20 protein-coding genes and 1 pseudogene are annotated in these 22,839 nt (G+C 72.4%); 15 read left to right on the top strand and 6 right to left on the bottom strand.

The features are described from left to right. The 10 genes and pseudogenes from ACVJO7_RS32555 to istB form a co-directional block, all read left to right on the top strand. Positions 1–425: hypothetical protein (locus ACVJO7_RS32555; RefSeq protein ID WP_491676143.1), on the top strand; the 425-nt coding region annotated here is incomplete at its 5' end. Positions 426–530: 105 nt separating this feature from the next. Then, complete coding sequence (locus tag ACVJO7_RS32560) at positions 531–1,262, top strand: phytanoyl-CoA dioxygenase family protein (RefSeq protein ID WP_491676144.1); 732 nt, start codon at positions 531–533, stop codon at positions 1,260–1,262. A gap of 298 nt (positions 1,263–1,560) precedes the next feature. Further along, positions 1,561–2,436, top strand: a complete 876-nt coding sequence (locus ACVJO7_RS32565) for an ABC transporter substrate-binding protein (RefSeq protein ID WP_491676145.1) — start codon at positions 1,561–1,563, stop codon at positions 2,434–2,436. A 243-nt stretch (positions 2,437–2,679) separates the two neighbouring features. After that, positions 2,680–3,522 carry a FecCD family ABC transporter permease gene (locus ACVJO7_RS32570; RefSeq protein ID WP_491676146.1) on the top strand — a complete coding sequence of 281 codons (843 nt, stop codon included), beginning with the start codon at positions 2,680–2,682 and terminating at the stop codon, positions 3,520–3,522. A 141-nt stretch (positions 3,523–3,663) separates the two neighbouring features. Beyond that, positions 3,664–3,834, top strand: coding sequence for a hypothetical protein (locus ACVJO7_RS32575; RefSeq protein ID WP_491676147.1), 171 nt, complete (start codon positions 3,664–3,666; stop codon positions 3,832–3,834). Continuing rightward, positions 3,831–4,937 carry a maleylacetate reductase gene (locus ACVJO7_RS32580; RefSeq protein ID WP_491676148.1) on the top strand — a complete coding sequence of 369 codons (1,107 nt, stop codon included), beginning with the start codon at positions 3,831–3,833 and terminating at the stop codon, positions 4,935–4,937. Before ACVJO7_RS32575 ends, ACVJO7_RS32580 begins: the two co-directional genes overlap by 4 nt. After that, positions 4,934–5,968, top strand: coding sequence for an NAD(P)-dependent oxidoreductase (locus ACVJO7_RS32585; protein WP_491676149.1), 1,035 nt, complete (start codon positions 4,934–4,936; stop codon positions 5,966–5,968). Before ACVJO7_RS32580 ends, ACVJO7_RS32585 begins: the two co-directional genes overlap by 4 nt. Continuing rightward, positions 5,934–7,313, top strand: a complete 1,380-nt coding sequence (locus ACVJO7_RS32590) for an MFS transporter (RefSeq protein WP_491676150.1) — start codon at positions 5,934–5,936, stop codon at positions 7,311–7,313. Before ACVJO7_RS32585 ends, ACVJO7_RS32590 begins: the two co-directional genes overlap by 35 nt. A 510-nt stretch (positions 7,314–7,823) precedes the next feature. Further along, positions 7,824–9,406: pseudogene (gene istA / locus ACVJO7_RS32595) on the top strand (IS21 family transposase). Further along, a complete protein-coding gene (gene istB / locus ACVJO7_RS32600; protein WP_491676151.1) occupies positions 9,403–10,185 on the top strand; it encodes an IS21-like element helper ATPase IstB in 783 nt (260 codons plus the stop codon). Before istA ends, istB begins: the two are co-directional and overlap by 4 nt. A 788-nt stretch (positions 10,186–10,973) precedes the next feature. On the opposite strand, the gene ACVJO7_RS32605 is transcribed toward istB, so the two are convergent. The 6 genes from ACVJO7_RS32605 to ACVJO7_RS32630 are packed head-to-tail and all read right to left on the bottom strand — an operon-like array spanning position 10,974 to position 17,935. Then, entirely contained in the window at positions 10,974–12,281 is a 1,308-nt protein-coding gene (locus ACVJO7_RS32605) for a vWA domain-containing protein (protein ID WP_491676152.1), read from the bottom strand. Then, positions 12,274–13,188: an AAA family ATPase gene (locus tag ACVJO7_RS32610; RefSeq protein WP_491676153.1), complete on the bottom strand. Its 915-nt coding sequence runs from the start codon at positions 13,186–13,188 to the stop codon at positions 12,274–12,276. Before ACVJO7_RS32610 ends, ACVJO7_RS32605 begins: the two co-directional genes overlap by 8 nt. Then, entirely contained in the window at positions 13,185–14,183 is a 999-nt protein-coding gene (locus tag ACVJO7_RS32615) for an XdhC family protein (protein WP_491676154.1), read from the bottom strand. Before ACVJO7_RS32615 ends, ACVJO7_RS32610 begins: the two co-directional genes overlap by 4 nt. A 14-nt stretch (positions 14,184–14,197) precedes the next feature. Further along, positions 14,198–16,579 carry an aerobic carbon-monoxide dehydrogenase large subunit gene (locus ACVJO7_RS32620; protein ID WP_491676155.1) on the bottom strand — a complete coding sequence of 794 codons (2,382 nt, stop codon included), beginning with the start codon at positions 16,577–16,579 and terminating at the stop codon, positions 14,198–14,200. After that, on the bottom strand, positions 16,576–17,046 hold the full coding sequence (locus ACVJO7_RS32625) for a (2Fe-2S)-binding protein (protein WP_491676156.1): 471 nt from the start codon (positions 17,044–17,046) through the stop codon (positions 16,576–16,578). The genes ACVJO7_RS32620 and ACVJO7_RS32625 overlap by 4 nt, the downstream gene beginning before the upstream one ends. A gap of 7 nt (positions 17,047–17,053) precedes the next feature. Beyond that, entirely contained in the window at positions 17,054–17,935 is an 882-nt protein-coding gene (locus tag ACVJO7_RS32630) for an FAD binding domain-containing protein (RefSeq protein WP_491676157.1), read from the bottom strand. A gap of 206 nt (positions 17,936–18,141) precedes the next feature. Between ACVJO7_RS32630 and ACVJO7_RS32635 the strand changes: the two genes are divergently transcribed. Genes ACVJO7_RS32635 through ACVJO7_RS32655 form a run of 5 tightly spaced genes read left to right on the top strand, consistent with a single transcriptional unit; the run spans position 18,142 to position 22,833 of the window. After that, positions 18,142–18,423, top strand: a complete 282-nt coding sequence (locus ACVJO7_RS32635) for a hypothetical protein (protein ID WP_491676158.1) — start codon at positions 18,142–18,144, stop codon at positions 18,421–18,423. A 5-nt stretch (positions 18,424–18,428) separates the two neighbouring features. Then, entirely contained in the window at positions 18,429–19,298 is an 870-nt protein-coding gene (locus tag ACVJO7_RS32640; RefSeq protein ID WP_491676159.1) for an FAD binding domain-containing protein, read from the top strand. After that, entirely contained in the window at positions 19,298–19,858 is a 561-nt protein-coding gene (locus tag ACVJO7_RS32645; RefSeq protein WP_491676160.1) for a (2Fe-2S)-binding protein, read from the top strand. The genes ACVJO7_RS32640 and ACVJO7_RS32645 overlap by 1 nt, the downstream gene beginning before the upstream one ends. Positions 19,859–19,870: 12 nt before the next feature. Then, positions 19,871–22,255: an aerobic carbon-monoxide dehydrogenase large subunit gene (locus tag ACVJO7_RS32650; protein ID WP_491676161.1), complete on the top strand. Its 2,385-nt coding sequence runs from the start codon at positions 19,871–19,873 to the stop codon at positions 22,253–22,255. Positions 22,256–22,260: 5 nt separating this feature from the next. Further along, positions 22,261–22,833, top strand: coding sequence for an SRPBCC family protein (locus ACVJO7_RS32655; RefSeq protein ID WP_491676162.1), 573 nt, complete (start codon positions 22,261–22,263; stop codon positions 22,831–22,833). Positions 22,834–22,839: the final 6 nt, after the last annotated feature.

The raw sequence follows: 22,839 nt of genomic DNA on the forward strand, positions 1-22,839 counted from the left end.
CTGCCGCGCTGCTCGACAGCCGATCCGCGACCCGAACAACATCAACTTCTCGCCGTCATGATCAGCTCGGCGGCTACTCACGGATTCGGGTCAGATCTTGCTCGCAGCGAGTGCTCTTTGAACTGCTCGAGATCAACCAGAACTCGATCGGCCGCGCGATCGCGAGACCCGGCAGCTACTCCACGAGCGCGGCTACACCATCGCTACGACCCCACGGCGATGCCTCGACCCGGCCGGTCACGCTGCGCTTCGCCAGCGCCCAGACCTTGCTCCAAGACGTCCTCGACGACCCGGCTTGGGGCGACACCCTGTCCGAGGCCGATCACCGCGGTCTCACCGCCCTGTTCTGGGCCCACGTGCAGCCCTACGGCGAAGTCCATCTGGACATGACCTCCCGCCTCGCACTGCGCTCAGGTAGCCGCTAAAGCCGGCAGAACGGACATAGGGTCGCTCACGGGCGGGGCCACCTCCGGGGTTCGACCGGTTTCTGGCTGTTGCCGTGTCTTGGCAATAGCCTCTACGCTCGGGTCGTGTCCTCCGGTGCGTCGTCCGTCATCGCGTCGCGGGCTGGGTTCACCGTCGTCCCCGGTGCCTTCACCGGGGAGGAGTTGGTCTCGCTGCGTGGCGCTGCGGATCAGACGCTGCAGCAGATGCTCACCGCCGCAGAGGCTGTGGACCGTGACCAGACCACCGCGGTGTGGGCCGATGGGCACCATCTGCAGCAGGTCGAGGGCGCGACCATCCACTGGGAACCGCACGCGCCGGACGTGGTGCGCAGCCTGTCGCCGGTCACCCATCTCGATGCCCGCCTCGAAGGGCTCTGGACCGACCGCCGGGTGATTGAGCCGGCGTGTGAGGTGCTGGGCGTAACGGAGGTGACGGCACTGCGTTCGGCACTGAACCTCAAGAAGGCAGGTGTCGGGTCGGAGTACCGCTGGCATCAGGACACCATCGCGGCGCCGTCGGTGAATGTGGTGGTCTTCCTGGACGAGGCGCGGTCCGACAACGGGCCACTGTGCCTGCTACCGGGAAGCCACCTCGCCGGTCGGCTGCCGGTCGACCCCACGGATCCGATCGGTCAGCACCCCGATCCCTCACTCATCGACAGCAGCGACGAGGAGGTGATCGTCGTCGAAGCCGGGTCCGTGCTCGCGTTCTCCACGCTCTTGGTGCACCGCTCGAGCGCTAACCGCTCGCGTCACGACCGGTGTGCGCTGCGCTTGTGCTTCCAGGCCACCGGTGAGCCGAGGCTTCAGCAGTAGCGCAGCGAGCGGGCGCCTCGCGGGCCGGTTGCGGGACGACATGAGTGCGGCGCGCGACAGCCGGCTTCGATCCGACAGCTTCTGGGCACGATCATCATGACGGCAGCTCGAGGCGGTGGTAGGGCCGCCAGCTGGTTCGGTCCATGCCATCGGCTGGACCAGCTTCTCCGGGAAGGGCACTCGCATGCGTCGACGACTCGGGGCCGTGATCACGGCGTTGGTGCTCGGCGGGACTGTCGCTTGCAGCGGGTCGCCGCCCCCGGACCCGGGGGATGCCAGTGGCGCCGCGGGTTACCCGATGACGGTGCAGAACTGTGGTCGCCAGGTCACGATCGAGGCGCCGCCGCAGCGGATCTTCGCGTTGGGTGGTGAGCCGGGCACGATGCTGTGGGCCGCCGGCGGGGCGGAGCGGATCAGCACCATGGCCCCAATCGAGGGCGAGCCCCTCGGCGCGGCCACCGCGGAGCTGTCGCAGCGTCCGCAGCTGGTGATCCCGGGTTCGGCGGAAGGGGGTCTGTCGCGGGAGGCGATCATCGCAGCGGCGCCCGATCTGGTGGTGGCCTTCGACCTGAACCTGACCACGCCGGAGGACTTGGCGGCGGCGGGGATCCCGACGCTGCTGATCAGCGCGCGTTGCGACGAGTCGCCGTTGCGGGGCTTCGACGCGGTGTTTGCCGACATCGAGCTCTACGGCCGCGTCCTCGGGACCGAGCAGCAGGCTGCGGCGGCAGTCGCGGATCTGCGGGCCCAAGTCGATGCCGCCCGCCAGCGGGTGCTGGAGGCGACGGCGGACCGCTCGGCCGCGGCACTGTTCGTCAGCGGGGGCGCGGACACCGCGCTGGGCGCCTACGGGGCCCGCAGTACGGTGCACCAGCAGTTGGAGATCCTGGGGCTGCGAGACGTGTTCAGCGGCACCGATCAGCGCTACTTCGAGCCGAGCACCGAGAGCCTGATCGCGGCCCGCCCGGACGTGATCCTCGCCCTGTACCAGGCCAGCGACCAGCTCAGTGAGCCGGCCGCGCGTGACGCCGTCCTCGCCCGCCCCGAGCTCGCCACACTCCCGGCGGTCGAGACCGAGACTGTGCTGGCGTTGGACTACTTCTACGCAGGAGACGGGATCCTCGCGGTGGAAGGGCTGCAGCGCCTGGCCGACCAGCTGGCCGCGCAGCGGTGACCGCGCTCGCCGACGCGCCCGGCCATACCGGTCCGCCCGACGACGATCTCGACCGGGGGCAACGCCGACGGCGCGCCCTACTCTGGGTGGGCGGGCTAGTCGCACTGCTCGCGGTCAGCGCCCCGGTTGCGACCGGCTTGGGGGCGGTCGCGGTGCCTCCCGGCACGGTGACCGCGATCATCGGCAACCGCGCGCTAGGCTGCCCACCGCGCTCGACGCAAGCCCGGCACAGGTGGCGATCGTGTGGCAGGTGCGCGCCCGCGAGTGCTGCTGGGGATCGTGGTCGGCGCGGCGTTGGCGCTGTGCGGGGCGATCCTGCAGACCCTGGTACGCAATGTGCTCGCCGAGCCCTACCTGCTCGGAGTCACCTCGGGCGCCTCCACCGGGGCGGCGTTGACCATCCTGTTCGGTGTCGGGTCGGCTGCCGGGGCGGCCTCGCTGACCGGCAGCGCCTTCCTCGGGGCGGTGACCGCACTCGCGCTGGTATTCGCCCTGGCTCGCAGTGGTGGGCGCATCACCCCGGTCCGGCTGCTGCTGGCCGGGGTCGCCGTGGGCTACCTGCTCAACGCGGTCACCAGCTTTCTCATCTTCGCCTCGGACACCCCGGACGGGGCGCGGGCGGTGTTGTTCTGGCTGCTGGGTTCGCTGTCCCAGGCCCGGTGGAGCTCGGTAGTGATCACCGGTGCGGTCGTCGCACTCACCCTGATCGTGGCCATCGCCTCGGCGCGGCGCCTGGACGCGCTCGCCGTCGGTGACGACACCGCCCGCGCGCTGGGCGTGGCCCCGGCGCGGTGGCGGGCGTCGCTGCTCGCGGTGGTAGCGCTGTGTGTGGGTGCCGCAGTCGCGGTCTCCGGCGGAATCGCCTTCGTCGGGCTGGTGGTGCCGCACGTCGCGCGCGTACTCGTCGGCGGCACCCACCGGCTCACGGTGCCGGTGGCGGCACTGCTCGGCGCGGTGTTTCTGCTGTGGGCCGATGTCGTGGCCCGGACCGTGTTCGACCCCCGCGAGTTGCCGCTGGGCATCGTCACCGCGGTCGTCGGGGCGCCGCTGCTGGTCCTGCTCGTGCGCCGTCTGCGCACCACCTGACCCACCCCGGGAACGGAGCCGTCTGACCCATGCTCGATGCGCGCGACATCTCCTTCGGCTACGACGACGCCCTGGTGCTGCGCGGGGTATCGATCTCCGCCGGCCGCACCAGTGGCGGAGTGGTCGGCCTGATCGGGCCCAATGGTTGTCGACACCCCGATGGCGCGCGAGGGCAGCCACTGGTCGCTCCCGACTGCTCCTGGGCTGGGGGTCGAGGTCGACGAGGCCGAGGCGTCCCGGCACCCGTACGCGCCCGAGATCCCGCACAGCAGCAGCGCCCTGCTGGCCGACGGAACGGTGGTGGACTGGTGACTCGCTCCTTCGCCCATCCGGGCGGCGTGCACAACGCGACCCCCCGCCGCGTGGTGTTCGGTCCCGGCACGTTCGCCGGTCTGGCCGCGGAGATCGACCACCTCGACGCCGGACGGGCGCTGGTGGTGACCACACCGGGCCGGGTCGGGCTCGGCGACCGGGCGGCAGCGCTGCTCGGGCACCGCTGCGCCGGGCTGCTGCCCGAGGCGGTCAGCCAGGTCCCGATCGAGCTGGCCCACCGGGGCCGGGACAAGGCCGCCGGCCTGAGCGCCGACTGCCTGGTCGCGGTCGGCGGCGGCGCGGCGACCGGCCTGTGCAAGGGCATCGCCTACGAGACCGGCCTGCCGATCGTCGCGGTGCCCACGACCTACTCCGGATCGGAGATGACTGGCTTCTGCGGCATGACGATCGACGGGGTCAAGCGCATGCACCAGAGCCCGGCAATGCTGCCCTCGGTCGTCGTCTACGACCCCGAGCTGTCCCGGTCGCTGCCGGTGGCCGTCAGCGCCTCGAGCGCGATGAACGCGCTCGCGCACTGCATCGACGCCGTGTACCTGCCGACCGTGAGCCCGCTGCTGCAACCGGCCGCCGTCGAGGGGGCTCGGGTGGTCACCACCGCGCTGCCGGCCGTCGTCGCCGACCCCGGCGACCCAGCCGCGCGCGCCGACCTACTCTACGGGGCCTACCTCGCCGGTGCCGCGCTGACCGGCGGGTTCGCCCTGCAACACGCGGTCGCGCACGTGCTCGGCGGCAGCTTCGAGGTCGAGCACGGCGTCGCGCACGCCGTCGTGCTGCCCTACGTCACCGCGCACCTCCTCGAGCGGGCGCCCGGCGACCTCAGCCGGATCGCCGACGCGATCGGCACCGACGACCTACCCGGGCACGTCTGGGACCTGGTCTCCAGCGCCGGGTTGCCGACCCGGCTCGGCGACGTCGGCGTCGGGCCCGCTGAGCTCGACCGGGCGGTGCGGATCGCGGCCACCGCCGAGGACCACGAGGACCACCCGGCGCTGACCGCGGGCCGGACCAACCCGGCCCCGGTGACCGAGCAGGTGGTCCGCGACGTACTCACCGCGGCGGCGGCGGCGGGTGCGCGGCCGTGAGGGTCCACCTCGTCGGCGAGTCGGGCGAGCATGAGGCGGAGCTGCGCGCCCACCTCGGGCCGGACCTGCCGATCGCGACCCTGCCGGCCGAGGCCGCCGGATCCGGCGCGTACGACCACACCATCGCGCCGGACGACGTCGTGGTCTCGCTGCGGTTCCGCCGCCCGGACGGCCAGGCGCCGCCGTTCCGGCTGCTGCACGTCCCGGGCGCCGGGCTGGACGGCGTCGACCTCGACGCTCTGCACCCCGGCACCGCGGTCGCGAACGTCTACGAGCACGAGGTGCCGATCGCCGAGTTCGTGCTGGCCCGCATGCTCGAGTGGGAGATCCGCGCCGATGACCTGCAGGCCTCCTTCACCCCGCAGGCCTGGCCGGACCTCTACCGGCACCGCCGCCCGCACGGCGAGCTGCACGGGCGCACCCTCGGCGTCGTCGGGTACGGCCGGATCGGGCGGGCGATCGCCACCCGGGCGGCCGCGTTCGGGATGCACGTCCTGGCCGTCGACGACCGCGCGTCCGCCGACGGGATCGCCGAGGTCCTCCCCACCTCCCGCTTCGGCGACGTTCTCGCCCGCGCCGACCACCTCGTGCTGTGCTGCCCGCTGACCCCGCAGACCACCGGCCTGATCGACCGGGCCGCACTGGCGCTGATGCCCCCGCACGCCGTGCTGATCGCCGTCTCGCGCGCGGCGGTCGTCGACGAGGCCGCCCTGTTCGAGGCGCTCCGTGACGGCCGCATCGGCGGCGCGATCCTCGACGTCTGGTACCGCTACCCGCGCGGCGCCGACGACCGTCCCGAACCGGCCACACGGCCATTCTGGGACCTGCCCAACGCCTGGTGCACACCGCACTCGTGTGCCTGGACGCACGCCCTGCCCGCGCGCCGCTACCGCGTCATCGCGCAGAACCTCGACCGGCTCCGTGCCGGTGAGCCCCTACTGAACCTCGTCCACCCCGGAAACCTCTCCGCCGTGGCACCCGCCCAGGAGGACGCCGATGAACGCCGCCCCCGCCAGCACACCGACACCTGAGGCGATCTGGGAGGAGTCGCGCAGCCGGCTCATCCCCGCCACCCTGATCGGCAGCCTGATCGAGTGGTACGACATCGCCATCTACGGCCAGGCCGCCGCGCTGGTATTCGCCACCCTGTTCTTCCCGGACTTCTCGCCGACCGCGGGCCTGGTCGCGGCCTTCGCCACGTTCGGTGTCGGGTACGTCGCGCGGCCGGTCGGCGCGATCATCTTCGGCCACATCGGCGACCGGTACGGCCGCCGCGCGTCGCTGGTCGGCACCCTGCTGCTGATGGGCGTGGCGACCGTACTGATCGGGGTCCTGCCGACCTACGCGGCGGTCGGCATTCTCGCGCCCATCCTGCTCGTGGTCTGCCGCCTCGCCCAAGGGCTGGCCGTCGGCGCCGAGTACGTCGGTGCCGTCACCATGGTCGCCGAGTTCGCCCCGACCCGGCGCCGAGGCTTCTACTCCGCGATCCCCGCCTCCGGGGTCTTCCTCGGGATCGGCCTCGCCGCCGCGGTCAGCGGGCTAGTCGCGATGCTGCCCGAGGAACAGCTCCTGACCTGGGGCTGGCGGATCCCGTTCCTGCTCAGCCTGGTCGTGGTCGGGATCGGCCTGGTCATCCGGCTCCGGGTCCCGGAGTCCCCGGTGTTCACCGACCTCAAGGCCGCCCGCGCCCAGACCAAGGTCCCGGCCCTGGACATGATCAAGGCGATGCCCGGCCGGCTGCTGCTGGTGATGGTCGCCAACGGCCCGCTCGCCTTCAACATCTACGTCATCCAGACCTTCTCGCTGAGCTATCTGGCCGACCGGGACGTGGCCAGCGCCACGTCGCTGTTCGCGTTGCTCGTCGGCTGCGCGGCCGGTGCCGTTGCGATCCCCGTTGTCGGCACGCTGTCCGACCGGCTGGGACGCAAACCGGTCTACCTCGCGGTGTCGCTGTTCTGCGCGGCCATCTCGTTCCCGTTCTTCTGGCTGATCGACACCAGCAACCCGACGCTGGTCGTCGTCGCGTTCGCGCTCGCCCTCGGTGGCGGGTGCCTGGCGATGTTCGGCTCGCAGGCCGCATACTACGCCGAGCTGTTCCCCGCGGCCTACCGGTTCAGTGGGTTCGCCCTCGGACGCGAGATCCCCGGTGCCGTCCTCGCCGGTCCGGCGCCGGTGATCGCCGTCGGTCTCGTCGCCGCCACAGGAGGATCGCCTTGGCTGCTCGCCACCGCGCTGATCGTGGTGGCGCTGGCCAGTGCTGCGGCCGTCGCCGCCCTGCCCGAAACCCGTGGGGTACCCCTCGCACCGATGGTGCAGGCGGCGGGTCCTCCTGGAGCCTCGACCGACGCGGGCCCCCCGCCCACCGACCTGGCTTGACCGCCGGACGACCTTTACGCCTTACGCAAGTCTCTATCGACGTTCACAGGTGCCCAGCCCTGCACCTGCCGACGTTCTCCGCGACCGACCCATCACGAATGGCAGGCGTCGACGTTCGGTGACTTCGTCCCGGTGGCCAAGGGCCCTGACCGGAGAGTCCGTAGACGCGCTCCGCACAGCCGTCGCGGAGGTTTGGAAGTAGTCACATACTTCGGCCGAGCAACGCCGGGCTCCGAGGGCCCCACCCCGTCCCGCCAGGCAGGTCAACACTGGAGCGTTCCACGAGCGGATACATGTAGCCGAACGGGGGCCTGCACGTGGTGTCCGTGGCCATGAAAAAGTCCCCGCTGGTGGCCAGGTTCAGGTCCCCGCGGGTGGCCTTGTGAGGTCCCCGCTGGTGGCCAGATAGAAGTCCCCGGTCCCTCGTCGTGTCGTACGCCGGGTTGAGGCCCTGGGCGGTGACGGTGGTGGTTGTCGAAGCCAGCCGCCGCACCACCCAGGGGTCTCCCATTGAAGTCTGCGAGGGAACGGATGGACATCATTTCGGCCTATCGGGATGTCGGCAGTTATCGCGGCGCGGCCGCGATCTGCGCCACGACACCGAAGACCGTGCGTCGGGTCATCGAGCGTCATGACGCGGGGGGTGTTGTCCCGCAACGCAAACCACGCTCCCGGAACTATGAGTCGGTCGCCGAGCTGGTCGCCGGGCGAGTGGAGAAGACCAAGGGCAGGATCTCGGCGAAGCGGCTGCTGCCCGATGCTCGCGCCGCGGGCTACGAGGGCTCGGCGCGCAACTTCCGCCGCCTCGTCGCGCAAGCGAAGGCCGACTGGCGCCGCGATCATCACCGCGGGCGGCGTCCGGCGGTGTGGTCCCCGGGCGAGCACCTGGTCATCGACTGGGGCGTGATCGCCGGGCTGCACGTGTTCTGCGCCGTGCTGGCCTGGTCGAGGGTGCGGTTCGTCCGCTTCGCCGTCGACGAACGCGCCGAGACCACCCTGAACATGCTGGCCGAGTGCTTCGAGACCATCGGCGGGGTCCCGAAGGTCGTGCTCGCCGACCGGATGGGGGGTGTCTGAAGGCCGCCGTGGTCGCCGACCTCGTGGTCCCGACACCGGACTACGTGCGCTTCGCCAGCCACTACCGGTTCCGCCCGGACTTCTGCCACGGCAACGATCCGGAGTCCAAGGGCATCGTGGAGAACCTCGTCGGCTACGCCAAAGCCGACCTGATCATCGGCTGCGACCTGGTCGACCTCGACACCGGGGACACCGGGGGGCCGGGACGCCCCGACCTGGCCGCGGCCAACGCCGCAGCGCAGCAGTGGTGCGCGGAGGTCAACGCGGTGACGCACTCGGAGATCGCCGCGATCCCCGCTGAGCGGCTGGCCGAACACGAGCTCGACGTCTTGGGCGGGCTCCCGTCGCTGCGCCCTCGGATCACCGGCCCGGCGGTGATCCGCAAAGTCGACCGGTTGTCCTGCGTGAGGTTCGGGTCGGCCCGCTACTCGGTCCCCACCACCGCGATCGGCACCCGGGTCGAGGTCCGCACCCACGCCGACCGCCTCACCATCCTGTCCACCGCCACACCCGGCGGCAGGGTCGGCGCAGTTGCCGGGGCCGGGGTGGTGTTGGCCGAGCACCGCCTGGTCGGGCCGGGCGAGGCGTCGGTGATCGACGCCCACTACGGCGGGCCGCGCCCCACGACTCCGGTTCGGGCGGCCCGCCCGAAGACCGCTGACGAGAAGACGTTCTGCGCACTCGGGCCCGCCGCGCAGGCGTTCCTGACCGGTGCTGTCGCAGCCGGATCGGCCCGCCTGGGCACCGAGCTCGGCGAGCTCCTCGCACTCGGCCAGGCTCACGGCGAACAGGCTCTGCTCGACGCGCTGGCCCGAGCGACGGCGTTCCGTCGTTGGCGGGCCGAGGACGTCCGGTCCATCCTCGCCGCCGGCGCTGCCGCACCGAGACCCCAACCGGCCGGGCAGGCGTTGGTGGTCGAGCTGCCCGCGGTCCCGACCCGCTCGCTGACCGACTACGCCGTCTTCACCGACACCGCCACACCCGCCGGCGGTGTCGTCGAGGGTGATGCGTCATGACTGCGAGCAAGCCCCCGGCGCTCGACGCGGACCTCGAGGCCGGGCTCAAACGACTCAAGCTCGCCGCGATGCGCCGCCTCGCGCCGGAGCTGCTGCTCACCGCCCGCACCCAGCGCTGGCGTCCTGAGGAGCTGCTGCGGGTCCTGGTCGAGGCCGAGGTCGCCGCCCGGGACGCCTCCAACATCGCCAACCGGCGCAAGGCGGCCGGGTTCCCGGTCGCCAAGACCCTCGACGAGTTCGACCTGTCCGCCTCCTCGATCCCCCAGGCCACGTTCGACTACCTCGCCTCGCTGGAATGGATCCGCGCCCCGGAGAACCTCGCCCTGGTCGGCCCGGCCGGCACCGGGAAGTCGCATCTGCTCGTCGCGCTTGGCACGGCGGCGGTCGAGGCCGGGCACCGGGTCCGCTACTTCACCGCCGCCGACCTGGTCGAAGCGCTCTACCGCGGCCTGGCCGACAACTCCGTCGGCCGACTCATCGACCACACACTGCGCCATGACCTGATCATCATCGACGAGATCGGGTTCGCCCCACTCGACGACACCGCCGCCCAACTGCTGTTCCGGCTCGTCGCCGCCGCCTACGAACGCCGCAGCCTCGCCATCAGCTCCCACTGGCCCTTCGACCGATGGGGGCGGTTCATGCCCGAACACACCACCGCGGTCAGCCTGCTCGACCGGCTCCTGCACCACGCCCAGGTCGTCGTCACCAGCGGCGACTCCTACCGCATGCGCGAAGCCCGAAAGGCGAAGAAGGGAGCCGCCATCAACACCAGCTGAACAACCCCGGACCGGGGACTTTCACCCGGCCACCAGCGGGGACCACAAACTGGCCATTGACACCTGGAACAGTCCGATGAAGACCGGGCCCCGGCGGCGTGCCGGTGCACCAGTGCGCAACTTCGGCCTTGAAGTGCGGGGAGAGGTTGTCGCAGACGGCGTTGAGCCGCCCGGTGGGGAAGCGGCGGCGGAGCTGGCGCAGGAAGTCCAGGAACTCCCGCCAACGCTTGCGGTCTCATAGCCGGTAGAACATTGGCCGGAGGCGAGATCGAGCCCGGCGAGCACGTGTCGGACCCCGCCGTAGCGGTGGTAGGTGTCGCGTAGCCGGGCCGGGGGGCGGCTGGGGAGCCAGTCTCGCCTGGGTGTAGCTGCAGGTTGAGCGGGCCGAACTCGTCCACGCAGACCACACTTGGCCATGACGAGCTGCCCGGCGGCGGAGCGGTCGTAGAGGTCGAGGATGCGGGCTGCCTTCTCGGCGAACCGAGGATCTTTGGTGGCCTTCCAGGCTGTGGTGGCCTGCCAGCGGACTCCGGCGTCGCGCAGGATCTTCCCGGACGGTCTCGGCACTGCCTGCGACCCGATGGGCCGGGCCGAGGTGCTCGACGAGCTTGGTCAGGCTCCAGGTGGTGAACGGGCGCTCGGCCTGCTGCGGTGGGGCGCGGGCGAACCGCAGATGATCTCGTGGAGCGGGGTGAACTTGCGGGGTCAGCTCCCGGACAAAAGACCTCGGGTTGTCGCGCCATGCCCACCACCTCCGGCGGATAACCTCTTGCGGCGAACCGGGCTGATCAACCTGACCCGGTTACGTCCCCAACGTTCCTGGACGAGGCATTAGCACGGGGACAGGATCGGCGGGGCCAGACGTGGGACCGCGTGGCTGTTCGCGCCGAGCGCCGCGGGCCGGCGCGTCGCGGCCTGGCCAGCGCGGCGAGCAGCTCGTCGAGCGCGGCCAGGCTGTGCGCGCTGACGACGTCGTCGCAGTGTGGCCACGCCGCCGCCATCCCGCCGACCAGCGGCCGGTAGTCGGCCAGCCGGGTGCGGGGATTGCACCAGACGACCCGGTACGCCAGGCGGGAGAGCCTGCCCATCTGCCGGCCCAGCCGTGCCGGATCGCCGGTCTCCCACCCGTCCGAGACGACGAGGACGACGGCGCCACGTACCGTCCCGCGCGCTCCCGGGCCGTCCAGGAAGGACTCCAGGGCGTCCCCGATACGGGTCCCGCCGGACCGGTCCCGCACCGCGCGGGCGGCCGCGTCCAGGGCGGCCTCCGGGGAACCCCGGCCCAGCTCCGCGGTCACCCTGGTGAGCCGGGTCGCGAAGGCGAAGACCTCGGCGTCGCAACCGGCCCGCGCGCACCACAGCAGCTGCAGCATTGCCCGGGCCCACGGTTCCATCGACCCGGACACGTCGCACAGCACCACCAGTCGCCGCCGGTGGACCCGTCGGGACCGCCGCACCGTTCGGACCGGGTCGCCGCCGGTGCGCCGGGCGGCGTGCAGCGTGGCCCGCAGGTCGACCTCCCGCCCACGCCGCCGGTCCGGTCGGGTTCGCCGGCTCCGGCGGAGCGGCGTGACCAGGTGGAACGCGGCCATCGCCGCGGTCAGGTCGCGCAGCTCGTCCGGGGTGAGCCCGTCGAACGGGCGCTCGGCCAGCCGCTCGGCCGGGCTCGCCGCCGTCGCGGCGGGCACGGGCGGCGCGTCCGCCCGCGCCGGCCGACCGGACGGGTGCGGGACCCCGGTGGCCCGGCCCGGTCGTGGCGTCCCCGCGCCCGCGGGCGGTCCGCGCACCCCCTGCTCGATCGCCGGGTTCGCCGGGTCCCCGCGATCCGGCACCGGATCGACGACGAGGTCGTCGAGGAGCACGTCGAGCACCCGGTCCAGCACGGTCGCGTGCGCCGGGTCGGCGACCAGGGTGGCGTGCGCGCAGTCACGCAGCCCGGCCGTCGTCGCGGGGGAGAGAAGGACGAGCGCGGCGGCGAACCGCGCGGACCGGTCCGGGCCCACGGGGAGACCGACCGCCCGGCAGGCGGCACCGAGCCGTGCGGCGAGTACGGCGAGATCGGGACGGTCGCCGGTGGCCCGGTCCGGCTCAGCCATCGGCCAGCAGACCGGCCAGCCCCGCCGCCCGGACCGTCTCGCCGTCATCGTCGTACTTGAGGACGGCCCCGAGAGTCAGCGCCGCGACCTCGGCGTCCAGGGCGGGCGCGCCCAGCACGTGCAGTGCGGTTGTCCAGGAGATCGCCTCGGCCACCCCCGGAGGCTTGAGCAGGTCAAGCCGGCGCATCCGGGCCACGACCCCGGCGACCGGTCCGGCCAGCGGCGCGGCCGACTCCGGCACCCGCCGCCGGACGATCTCGGCCACCCGGTCCGGTTCCGGATGGGCGATCCAGTGGTAGAGGCAGCGACGCTTCAGGGCGTCGTGCAGGTCACGGGTCCGGTTCGAGGTGAGGACGGCGACCGGCGGCACCACCGCGCGGCGGGTGCCCAGCTCCGGGATCGTCACCGCACCCTCGGCCAGCAGCTCGAACAGGAACGCCTCGAACTCGTCGTCGGCCCGGTCGATCTCGTCGATCAGCAGGACCGCGGGCCGGGGACCGGGGTGGCGCACCGCGGCCAGCAGCGGGCGGGACAGCAGGAAGTCGTCGGTGAACAGGTCATCGTCGCGGAGGTGCTCGGCACGGGACTCGGCCAGCCGGATCGCCAGCAGTTGCCGGGCGTGGTTCCACTCGTAGAGCGCCTCGGCCGCGGTGATCCCCTCGTAGCACTGCACCCGCAGCAGCGGCGTGTCCAGCACCTGCGCCAGCGCGGTCGCGGCGTGCGTCTTGCCGACCCCGGGCTCGCCCTCCAGCAACAGCGGCTGGCGCATCCGGAGCGCCAGGTACATCGCGGTGCCGAGCGCCCCGCCGGCCAGATAGCCGGCCCGGTCCAGCGCGGCGCGGAGCCCGTCGACGTCGGTGACATCCGGTGGCGCGGGCCCGGAGTCCGGGCGATCGGACCCGCTCACGTGCCGAACCCGCCCGGGTCCGCCAGGAACGCCCGCCGGCAGCCGTCGGCGCAGAACCAGTAGGTGCGACCGTCGTGCACGGCCGACGTGCTCGCTGGCACGGCGGCCACCGACATCCCGCACACCGGGTCGACCGCGGTGCCGTCCGCACCCGCGCCGTCCGGGGGCCCCGGTTCCGCCTCGGGGTGGCGCTGCGGCGCCGCCCTCGGCGCCGGCGGCGGACGCGCGCCGGAGGCCGGTCCGTCCGCCGCCTCCGGGCGACCGGTGCGGCCGGACAGCAGCTCGGCGTACACCGAGAGGGCGATCTCCGGGGCGGTGCGTGCCCCGATGTCCAGGCCCGCCGGGCCGGCCACCCGCGCGGCCTCCTCGGCCGAGACGCCCAGCCCGGCCAGCTCGTCGCGGATCGCGGCGGCCCGGCGCCGGCTCGCCACGACCGACACGTACGGGACCCCGGCCTCCAGCGCGGCACGCAGCACGGCCGTCTCGTCCCGGCCGTGCGACGCCACGACCACGCCCGCGGTGTCCGGTCCGATCGGCGCCTCGGGGTCGGTGTGTGCCGACACGTCGTACTCCAGGCTGCGGCCGACCCGGACCAGCGCCCTGGCCACCGGTGAGTCCCCGAACACGGTGACCATCGTCGGTGGCACGATCGACTCGAGGAAGATCTCCAGGGTGCCGCCGGACAGGCACGGGTTGCCCACCGTGCGCAGGCCCTCGACCGGGTCGCCGTCCCCACCACCGTCCGGGGTGATCCGCAGCAGCCCCGACCCGCCCGCGCGCAGCAGCCGCAACCCCTCCAGCCGGACGGTCGACTCGGCGCACGACCCGCCGACGAACCCGTCGATGGTCCCGTCGGCGAGTACGACGGCACGGTCGCCCGGTTTGGCGCTGGTCGGGCGTTCCGCGCGGACCACGGTCGCCAGCACGAACGGCGTCCGGTGCGCCTGCAGGTCGCTAACCCGGGCCAGCATCTCGGATGTGCTGGACGTGCTCACGGTGCTCACCACGCTCACCGGAGCGCCAGGTCGGGACGCAGCGGGCGACCCTGCACGGCCCGCCACACCTGGGCCGGGGTCAGCGGCATGTCGGCGTGCCGGACGCCGATCGCGTCGAGCACGGCGTTGACGACGGCGGCGGGCGAGCCGACGGTCGCCGACTCGCCGACGCCCTTGGCTCCGATCGGATGGTGCGGTGACGGCGTCACGGTCTCTCCCAGTTCCCAGGACGGGCACTCCATCGAGGTGGGCAGCAGGTAGTCCATGAACGAGGCGGCGAGGTGGTTGCCGTCCGGGTCGAACGCGACCAGCTCCATCAGGGCCATGCCGATCCCGTCGGCCAGGCCCCCGTGCACCTGGCCTTCGACGATCATCGGGTTGATCCGCACGCCGCAGTCGTCCACGGCGACGAACCGGCGGACCCGGACCTGCCCGGTCACCGGGTCCACCTCCACGACGCACACGTAGGCGCCGCAGGGGAAGGTCAGGTTCGGCGGGTTGTAGACGCAGGACGCGTCCAGGTGACCCTCCACGCCGTCCGGCAGCTCCAGGTCCGAGTGCGCAGCCGCGGCGATCTCGCGCAGGGTCGCGCCCGCCGCCGGGTCGCCCCGGACCTGCCAGCGCCCGGGCGCCCACTCCAGGTCGTCCGGATCCACCTCCAGCATCGCGCCGGCGATCAGCCTGGCCCGGTCCCGCACCCGGCGGGCGACCACGACGGCCGCGGCACCGGAGACCGGGGTGGAGCGCGACCCGTAGGTGCCGAGCCCGAACGGGGTGCGGTCGGTGTCGCCCTGCACGACCTGCACCTCGTCGGTCGGGAGGCCGAGCTCGTGCCCGATGATCTGGGCGAACGTGGTCTCGTGGCCCTGCCCCTGGCTCATGCAGGACACCGCGAGCACCGCACCGCCGGACGGGAAGATCCGCAGGTCGGCACCGTCGGCCATGCCGAGGCCCATGATGTCCATCATCCGGCGCGGCCCGGCGCCCACCGCCTCGGTGAAGAAGCTCAGCCCGATCCCGAGCAGCGGGCCGCGGCCGGTGCGCTCGTACTCCGCGCGGGCGGCGGCCTGCTCGGCGCGCAGCGTCTCGTAGCCGGCCATCTCCAGGGCCAGTCCCAGCGTCGCCGGGTAGTCCCCGGAGTCGTACTCCCAGCCGGTCGGGGTCGGGTGCGGGAACTGGTCCGGGCGCAGCAGGTTCGCCATCCGCAGCCGGGCCGGGTCCTGACCGAGGTCGCGGGCGAGCACGTCGACCATGCGTTCCACCAGGTAGGAGGCCTCGGTGATGCGGAACGAGCAGGCGTAGGCCACGCCGCCGGGCGCCTTGTTCGTGTAGACGCCGGTGACCCGGCAGTGCGCCGCCTGCAGGTCGTAGGAGCCGGTGAAGACACCGAAGAACCCGGCCGGGAACCGGGTCGGCTGCGAGGTGGCGTTGAACGCGCCGTGGTCGGCGAGGACCCGCACCCGCACGCCGAGGATCCGGCCGTCCCGGGTGGCCGCGATCTCGCCGTGCATGTGGTAGTCGCGGGCGAACGAGGACGCCATCAGGTTCTCCGAGCGGTCCTCGGTCCACTTCACCGGGCGCCCGGTCACCATCGAGCCGACGACGGCGCACACGTAGGCCGGGTACATCGCGACCTTGTTGCCGAAGCCGCCGCCGATGTCCGGGGCCACCACCCGGATCCGGTGCTCCGGGACGCCGGTGATCTGCGCGTAGAGCACCCGGTGGGTGTGCGGGGCCTGGGTGGTGGAGTGCACGGTCAGCCGCCCGTCGACCGGGTCGGCGTCGGCCACGATCCCGCAGGTCTCCAGCGGGGCCGGGTGCACCCGCGGGTAGACCAGGTCGCAGCTCGAGACGTGCTCGGCGGCGGCGAACACCGCCTCGGTCGCGGCGGCGTCCCCGCTCTCCCAATCGAACACGTGGTTGTCGGTGCGGCCGGGCAGCTCGTCCCGGACCACCGGTGTGTCCGGGTCCAGCGCCGTCCGAGCGTCGATCACCGCCGGCAGCGGCTCGTAGTCCACCTCGATCAGGGCCAGCGCGTCGCGGGCCGCGTAGCGGTCCTCGGCGACCACGAACGCGACCTCCTGGCCCTGGTAGCGCACCTTGTCGGTGGCCAGCACCGCGTTGACGTCGTGCGACGGGGTGGCGATCCAGGCCATGTCCCGGCGGGCCATGTCCTCTCCGGTGAGCACCGCGCGGACCTTGGGGTGCGACTCGGCGGCGCTGGTGTCCACCGAGAGGATCCGGGCGTGCGCGTGCGGGCTGCGCAGCACGGCGGCGTGCAGCATCCCGGGCAGGACGATGTCGTCGACGAACCGGCCGCGGCCGCGGACGAACCGGGCGTCCTCCTTGCGCCGCACCGGACCGAACCCGGTCGGGTCCGGTGCCACCGCGGTCACGACGCCGCCTGCTCGGCGACGGCGGCGTGCCGGACCGCGCGGACGATGTTCTCGTAGCCGGTGCACCGGCAGACCTGGCCGCTGATCGCCTCCCGGACCTCCCGCTCGGTCGGGTCCGGTGTGCGGTCCAGCAGCCAGCGGGCGGTCATCAGGATCCCGGGCGTGCAGAACCCGCACTGCAGGCCGTGGCACTCGATGAACGAGCGCTGCACCTGATCCAGGCCCGCCGGGGACTCCAGCCCCTCGACCGTGCGCACCCGGTGCCCGTCGGCCATGACGGCGAGCACGGTGCACGACTTGACCGGGATCTCGTCCAGCCACAGGACGCACGCACCGCAGTTGGAGGTGTCGCACCCCCAGTGGGTGCCGGTCAGACCCAGCTCGTCCCGCAGCAGGTGCACCAGCAGCATCCGCGGCTCGACGTCGCGGACGTGCTCGGTGCCGTTCACACTCACCCGGATCTGCACGGTCGCCTCACCGGTCCACGGCCCGGGCGGTCGCCCCGGCCAGCGCCCGCGCGGTCAGCTCGGTGGCCAGGTGCTGCTTGTAGTCGACGGGTCCGCGCTGGTCGGCGACCGGCCGGCAGTGCTGCGCGGCGATCCGGCCGGCCTCGGCGAACGACGCGCGGTCGGGCGTCCGGCCGATCAGGTACTCCTCGGCCTCGGGGGCGCCGAAGCCCGGGGCACCCACCGCGGTGAGGCCCAGCCCGACCTCGGTCACCCGGCCCGCGTCCAGCCGGAGCACGGCCGCGGCCGCGGCGACCGCCCAGTCTCCTGCCCGCCGGTCGACCTTGACGTAGCAGCTGCCGCTGCCCGGGGGCACCGGGACCCGCAGCTCCACCAGCACCTCGGCCGGCCGCACCGCGGTCTCGTACGGGCCGTGGAAGAACTCGCGCATCCCGACGGTGCGCTCGTCGTCCTCGCCGCGGATCACCGCCGTCGCCCGCAGCGCGGTGAAGGCACCGGACAGGTCCTCGGACGGGTCGGCCTGGCAGACCGAGCCGCCGACCGTTCCGCGGTTGCGGACGACCGGGTCCGCGATCACCCGCTCGGCGTCGTGCAGCATCGGCGCGTGCTCGCCGACGACCGCCGAGTCCAGCAGGTCGGCGTGCCGGGTGAGGGCACCGATCCGGAGCTCGGGTCCGCCGGGTCCGGTGTGCAACCGGATCCCGGACAGCTCGGACAGCTCGTTGATGTCGACCAGCACCTCGGGCTGGGCGAGCCGCAGCTTCATCATCGGGATCAGGCTGTGCCCGCCCGCCACCACCCGGGCCTCCGGACCGAACCGGGTCAGCAACGCGACGGCGTGGTCGACGTCGGTGGCCCGTTGGTACTCGAAGTGGGCGGGGACCTGCATCGGGACGGCTCCGGCTCGGTGCGGCGGGTGGTGGGTACCCGGCCATCGTGTCCCCGGCCACACCCGGGAGCAAGTGACCTTAAGTCTTTGCTTAGGGCGCGGGTGTGCTGTGGGCCACGACCGGGCACAGTGCCGCGGATCATGTCGAACGCGAATGCTCCGTCGCCCGGTCCCTCAGGCGCGGACGCCGGAAGGACGGCCCGACGATGACGACGGAACCCGATGGCCGTAGCGGCCGCAACCCCCGGATGGCCGAGTTGTTCGGCGAGCCGGCCGACGAACCACCCCGACCCGGTGCGAGTCCGACGATCTTCGACTATCCGGGGATGGTCGGCTTCCTGAAGGTCGCAGGTCAGCCGGTCGCCGGACCGTGGCCGCCGCACCAGAACCCGCGCCCCGACCCGGAGGACGAGACCGGTCCGGTGGCCATCCCCGAACCACCGAAGCCCGACACCGGCCGCCCGCGGCACGCCGCGCACGAGGAGTAGAGACCGTGTACCCACCACGCTTCCGTTACGAGGCTCCCCGGACGCTCGACGAGGCGATCGCGCTGCTCGGCGAGTACGACGAGTCCAAGGTCCTGGCCGGCGGGCAGAGCCTGGTCCCGCTGCTGAAGCTGCGGTTCGCCCAGCCGGAGATCCTGGTCGACATCAACAACATCCCGGGGCTGGACTACCACCGGGAGACCGCAGACGGTGGTCTGGAGGTCGGCGCGCTGTGTCGGCACGCCGATCTGGAGCGCTCCGCGTTGCTGCCGGTCCGCCACCCCACCCTCGCCGCCTGCGCACCGCTGGTCGCCGACCCGATCGTCCGCAGCAGGGGCACGCTGGTCGGCTCGCTGTGCCACTCCGACCCGCAGGGTGACTGGGCTGCGGCGATGATCGCGCTGGGCGGCGAGGTGGTCGCCCGCAGCGCGCGCGGCGAGCGCCGGATCCCGGTGAACGGGTTCTCGACCGGCCCGTTCCAGAACGCGCTCGAGCACGACGAGATCGCGGTCGCGGCCCTGGTGCCGGCGCCCCGCGACACCCGGCACGGCACGTTCCTGAAGCTGGAACGCCGGGTCGGCGACTTCGCGACGGCCGGTATCGCGGTCGCACTGGAGATCGCCACCGACGGCCGGGTCACCCGGGCGGGCATCGCCCTGACCGGGGTCGGCGCCACGACGCTGGCCGCGACCGACGCGGTCGAGGCACTCGTCGGCACCCGGCTGGAGCCCGCCGTCGTCGAGCACGCAGCCGAGCTCGCGGCCGGGATCGCCCAGCCGAAGAGCGACCACCGCGGCAGCGCCCAGTTCAAGCGGCAGGTCGTCGCCACGTTCACCAGACGTGCGCTGTCCCAGTTCGCCCCGGCGATGGCCGCCTGATGAGTACCCCGACGCAGAAGGAGGTCGGCGTGGAACAGCGCCGGATCACGGTGTCCGTGAACGGTGAGTCGCGCTCGGTCGAGATCGAGCCGCGACTCCTGCTGGCGCACCTGCTGCGCCAGGGTCTCGGATTGACCGGTACCCACATCGGATGCGACACCACCAACTGCGGAGCCTGCACGGTGCTCTACGACGGTGAGCCGATCAAGTCCTGCACGATGCTCGCCGTCCAGGCGGACGGCCACGAGGTGACGACCGTGGAAGGGCTGGGCACGCCCAGCGAGCTGGACCCGGTGCAGGAGGGTTTCAAGGAGGAGCACGGCCTGCAGTGCGGGTTCTGCACCCCCGGGATGATGCTCGCCGCCAAGGCGCTGATCACCCGGAACAACGAGCCGTCGGAGGAGGACGTGCGCTGGGCGCTGTCCGGGAACCTCTGCCGGTGCACCGGCTACCAGAACATCGTCAAGGCCGTGCTCTGGGCGGCCGACAAGGATCGGGCCAACGGGGGCGGGTCCGCGGAGGACCCGGCGACCGCCGAGCACACCGACCTGACGGTCTGAGAGGAGTTCGGCGTGTCACAGACACTGGACGAGGTCAAGATCGGCGGACTCGGCGCGAGCCGGAAGCGGGCCGAGGACAACCGGTTCATCCGCGGCCGCGGCACCTACGTCGACGACGTGGTGATGCCCGGCATGCTGCACATGGAGATCCTGCGCAGCCCGCTGGCGCACGCGCGGATCACCTCCATCGACACGTCGGCGGCCTGGGCGATCCCGGGTGTGCGGCTGGTGCTGACCGGTGAGATGGCCGCCCAGCGCAACCTGGCCTGGATGCCGACGCTGTCCTACGACACCCAGGCGGTGCTGGCCACCGACAAGGTGCGGTTCCAGGGGCAGGAGGTGGCCTGCGTCATCGCCGACGACCCCTACATCGCCCGCGACGGCGTCGAGGCGATCGTCGTCGACTACGAGCCGCTGACCCCGATCGTCAACCCGAAGCAGGCCATGGCTCCCGACGCCCCGATCATCCGGGACGACAAGGCGGGCCAGACCGACAACCGGTCCTACCGGTGGGACGTCGGGGACAAGGCCGGGACCGACACGGTGTTCGCCGAGGCGGACATGGTGTCGACGGTGTCGATGCACTACCCGCGCAGTCACCCGTCACCGCTGGAGACCTGCGGCGCGGTCGCCGACTACGACCTCGGCACCGGGAAGCTGACGCTCTACTGCACATCGCAGGCGCCGCACATCGTCCGCTCCGCGGTGGCGCTGATCGCCGAGCTGCCCGAGCACCTGATCCGGGTGATCTCGCCCGACCTCGGCGGTGGCTTCGGGAACAAGGTGCCGGTCTACCCCGGCTACGTGTGCTCGATCCTGGGCTCGATCCTGACCGGGAAACCGGTCAAGTGGGTGGAGGACCGGTCGTCCAACCTGATCTCGACCGGGTTCGGCCGGGACATGTACCTGGACGGCGAGATCGCGATGCGCCGCGACGGCAAGATGCTCGGGGTCCGGATGCACGTGACCACCGACCAGGGTGCGTTCTTCGCCGACGCCCAGCCCACCAAGTTCAAGGTGGGCCTGTTGCACTCGGCGTTCGCCTGCTACGACGTCCCGGTCGGGCACATCACCGCGGAGGGCGCGTACACCAACAAGGCACCCGGCGGCGTCGCCTACCGGTGTTCGTTCCGGGTCACCGAGGCGATGTACTTCCAGGAACGGATGGTCCAGGCCGCCGCCGACGACCTGGGGATGGACCAGGCGGAGTTCCGGCGGGTCAACCTGCTGCCCGACGACGCGTTCCCGGCCCGGACGCCGTTCGGGTTCCTGGTCGACTCGGGCCAGTACGGCAAGTGTCTCCAGGTCGGCCTGGACGCCATCGGCTACCGGGACTTCCTCGTCGAGCAGGCCGAGGCCCGCACGCGCGGGCGGTTGCTGGGCATCGGCATCTCGACGATGACCGAGCCGCTCGGCGCGGGGAACAGCCGCGAGTACGACATCCTCGGCATCAAGATGTTCGACTCCGCCGAGCTTCGGGTGCACCCGAGTGGCAAGGCGATCCTGCGGACCGGGGCGCGCAGCCAGGGCCAGGGGCACGAGACCACCTGGGCACAGATCGTCGCGCACGAGCTCGGCCTGCCCGCCGACGACGTGGTCGTCGAGGAGGGTGACACCGACACCGCCCCGTACGGGATGGGCACCTACGCGTCGAGGTCCACCCCGGTGGCCGGTGCCGCGGTGTCGATGGTCTCCCGCAAGATCAGGGCCAAGGCACGCAAGCTCGCCGCGCACCTGCTGGAGGTGTCCGAGGAGGACGTCGAGTGGGAGCTCGGCCGGTTCTACGTGCGCGGCGCGCAGGACCGCGGCGTGAGCATCCAGGAGTGCGCGGCCGCCGCCTACAGCAACATGCCGGACGGCATGGAGCCGGGCCTGGAGGGCAACGCCTACTACGACCCGCCGAACCTGACCTGGCCGTTCGCCTGCTACATCGCCATGGTCGAGGTCGACCCGGAGACGGGCGTATGGGACGTGCTGCGGTTCGTGGCCGTGGACGACTGCGGCGTGCGGATCAACCCGATGATCGTCGAGGGCCAGATCATGGGCGGCCTGACCGAGGCGTACGCGATGGCCAGCATGCAGTTCCAGACCTACGACGCCGAGGGCAACATGGTCGGCTCGAACTTCATGGACTACCTGCTGCCCAGCACCTGGGAGACGCCGGGCTTCGAGCTGCACGAGGTCGTCACCCCGTGTCCGCACCACCCGATCGGTGCCAAGGGCGTCGGGGAGTGCGCGACCGTGGGCGGCCCCGCGGCGTTCGTGAACGCCGTGGTCGACGCGATCGGGCACACCGGGGTCCGCAACATCGACATGCCGGTGCTGCCGGACCGGGTCTGGGAGGCGCTGCGCACCGGACACGACTACTCCGGCGCGCCGCCGGTGAAGGGGGACTGACCCCGATGTTGATCGAGAACAAGTTCTCCGTCGGCGCCCCGATGGAGAAGGTCTGGTCCGAGCTGCAGGACCTGCCCGGGCTGGTGCCCTGCCTGCCCGGCGCCGAGCTCACCCAGGACTTCGGGGGCGACCGGTACGAGGGCAAGGTCGTGACCCGCCTGGGACCGGTGTCGCTGCGGTTCACCGGCATCGCCGAGCTGGTGGAGTCCGATGAGGCGGCGCGCAGGCTGGTGCTGCACGCGTCCGGGTCCGAGGACAAGGGCAAGGGCACCGCCGACATGACGATGACCATGCAGCTGACCACCGGCTCCGGCGGGAAGACCGACGTCGGCGTCACCCAGGACCTGCAGGTCTCCGGGGCCGCCGCGCAGTTCGGCCGCGGCATGATCGCCGACGTCTCCGGCGTGCTGATGCGCAGCTTCGCCGACTGCGTCGAAGAGAAGATCAACAACGGTGGCGGGACGGGCACGATCGTCCGGGCCAGGCCCGCGAGCGGGCTGAGTATCGGCATCTCGGCCGCCGTGATGGCCGTCAAGCGGGTACTGCGCCGGTTCTTCGGCCCGAGCACCCGGCCCTGACCGGAT

Source organism: Pseudonocardia sp. DxW (assembly GCF_058448985.1).

What these genes read in the sequence shown, in the direction of transcription:
- ACVJO7_RS32565 (WP_491676145.1), top strand. Translation starts at nt 1,561, where the DNA reads ATGACGGTGCAGAACTGTGGTCGCCAGGTCACGATCGAGGCGCCGCCG.
- ACVJO7_RS32575 (WP_491676147.1), top strand. Translation starts at nt 3,664, where the DNA reads ATGGTTGTCGACACCCCGATGGCGCGCGAGGGCAGCCACTGGTCGCTC.
- ACVJO7_RS32590 (WP_491676150.1), top strand. Translation starts at nt 5,934, where the DNA reads ATGAACGCCGCCCCCGCCAGCACACCGACACCTGAGGCGATCTGGGAG.
- istB (WP_491676151.1), top strand. Translation starts at nt 9,403, where the DNA reads ATGACTGCGAGCAAGCCCCCGGCGCTCGACGCGGACCTCGAGGCCGGG.
- ACVJO7_RS32605 (WP_491676152.1), bottom strand. Translation starts at nt 12,281, where the DNA reads ATGGCTGAGCCGGACCGGGCCACCGGCGACCGTCCCGATCTCGCCGTA.
- ACVJO7_RS32630 (WP_491676157.1), bottom strand. Translation starts at nt 17,935, where the DNA reads ATGCAGGTCCCCGCCCACTTCGAGTACCAACGGGCCACCGACGTCGAC.
- ACVJO7_RS32635 (WP_491676158.1), top strand. Translation starts at nt 18,142, where the DNA reads ATGACGACGGAACCCGATGGCCGTAGCGGCCGCAACCCCCGGATGGCC.
- ACVJO7_RS32645 (WP_491676160.1), top strand. Translation starts at nt 19,298, where the DNA reads ATGAGTACCCCGACGCAGAAGGAGGTCGGCGTGGAACAGCGCCGGATC.
- ACVJO7_RS32655 (WP_491676162.1), top strand. Translation starts at nt 22,261, where the DNA reads ATGTTGATCGAGAACAAGTTCTCCGTCGGCGCCCCGATGGAGAAGGTC.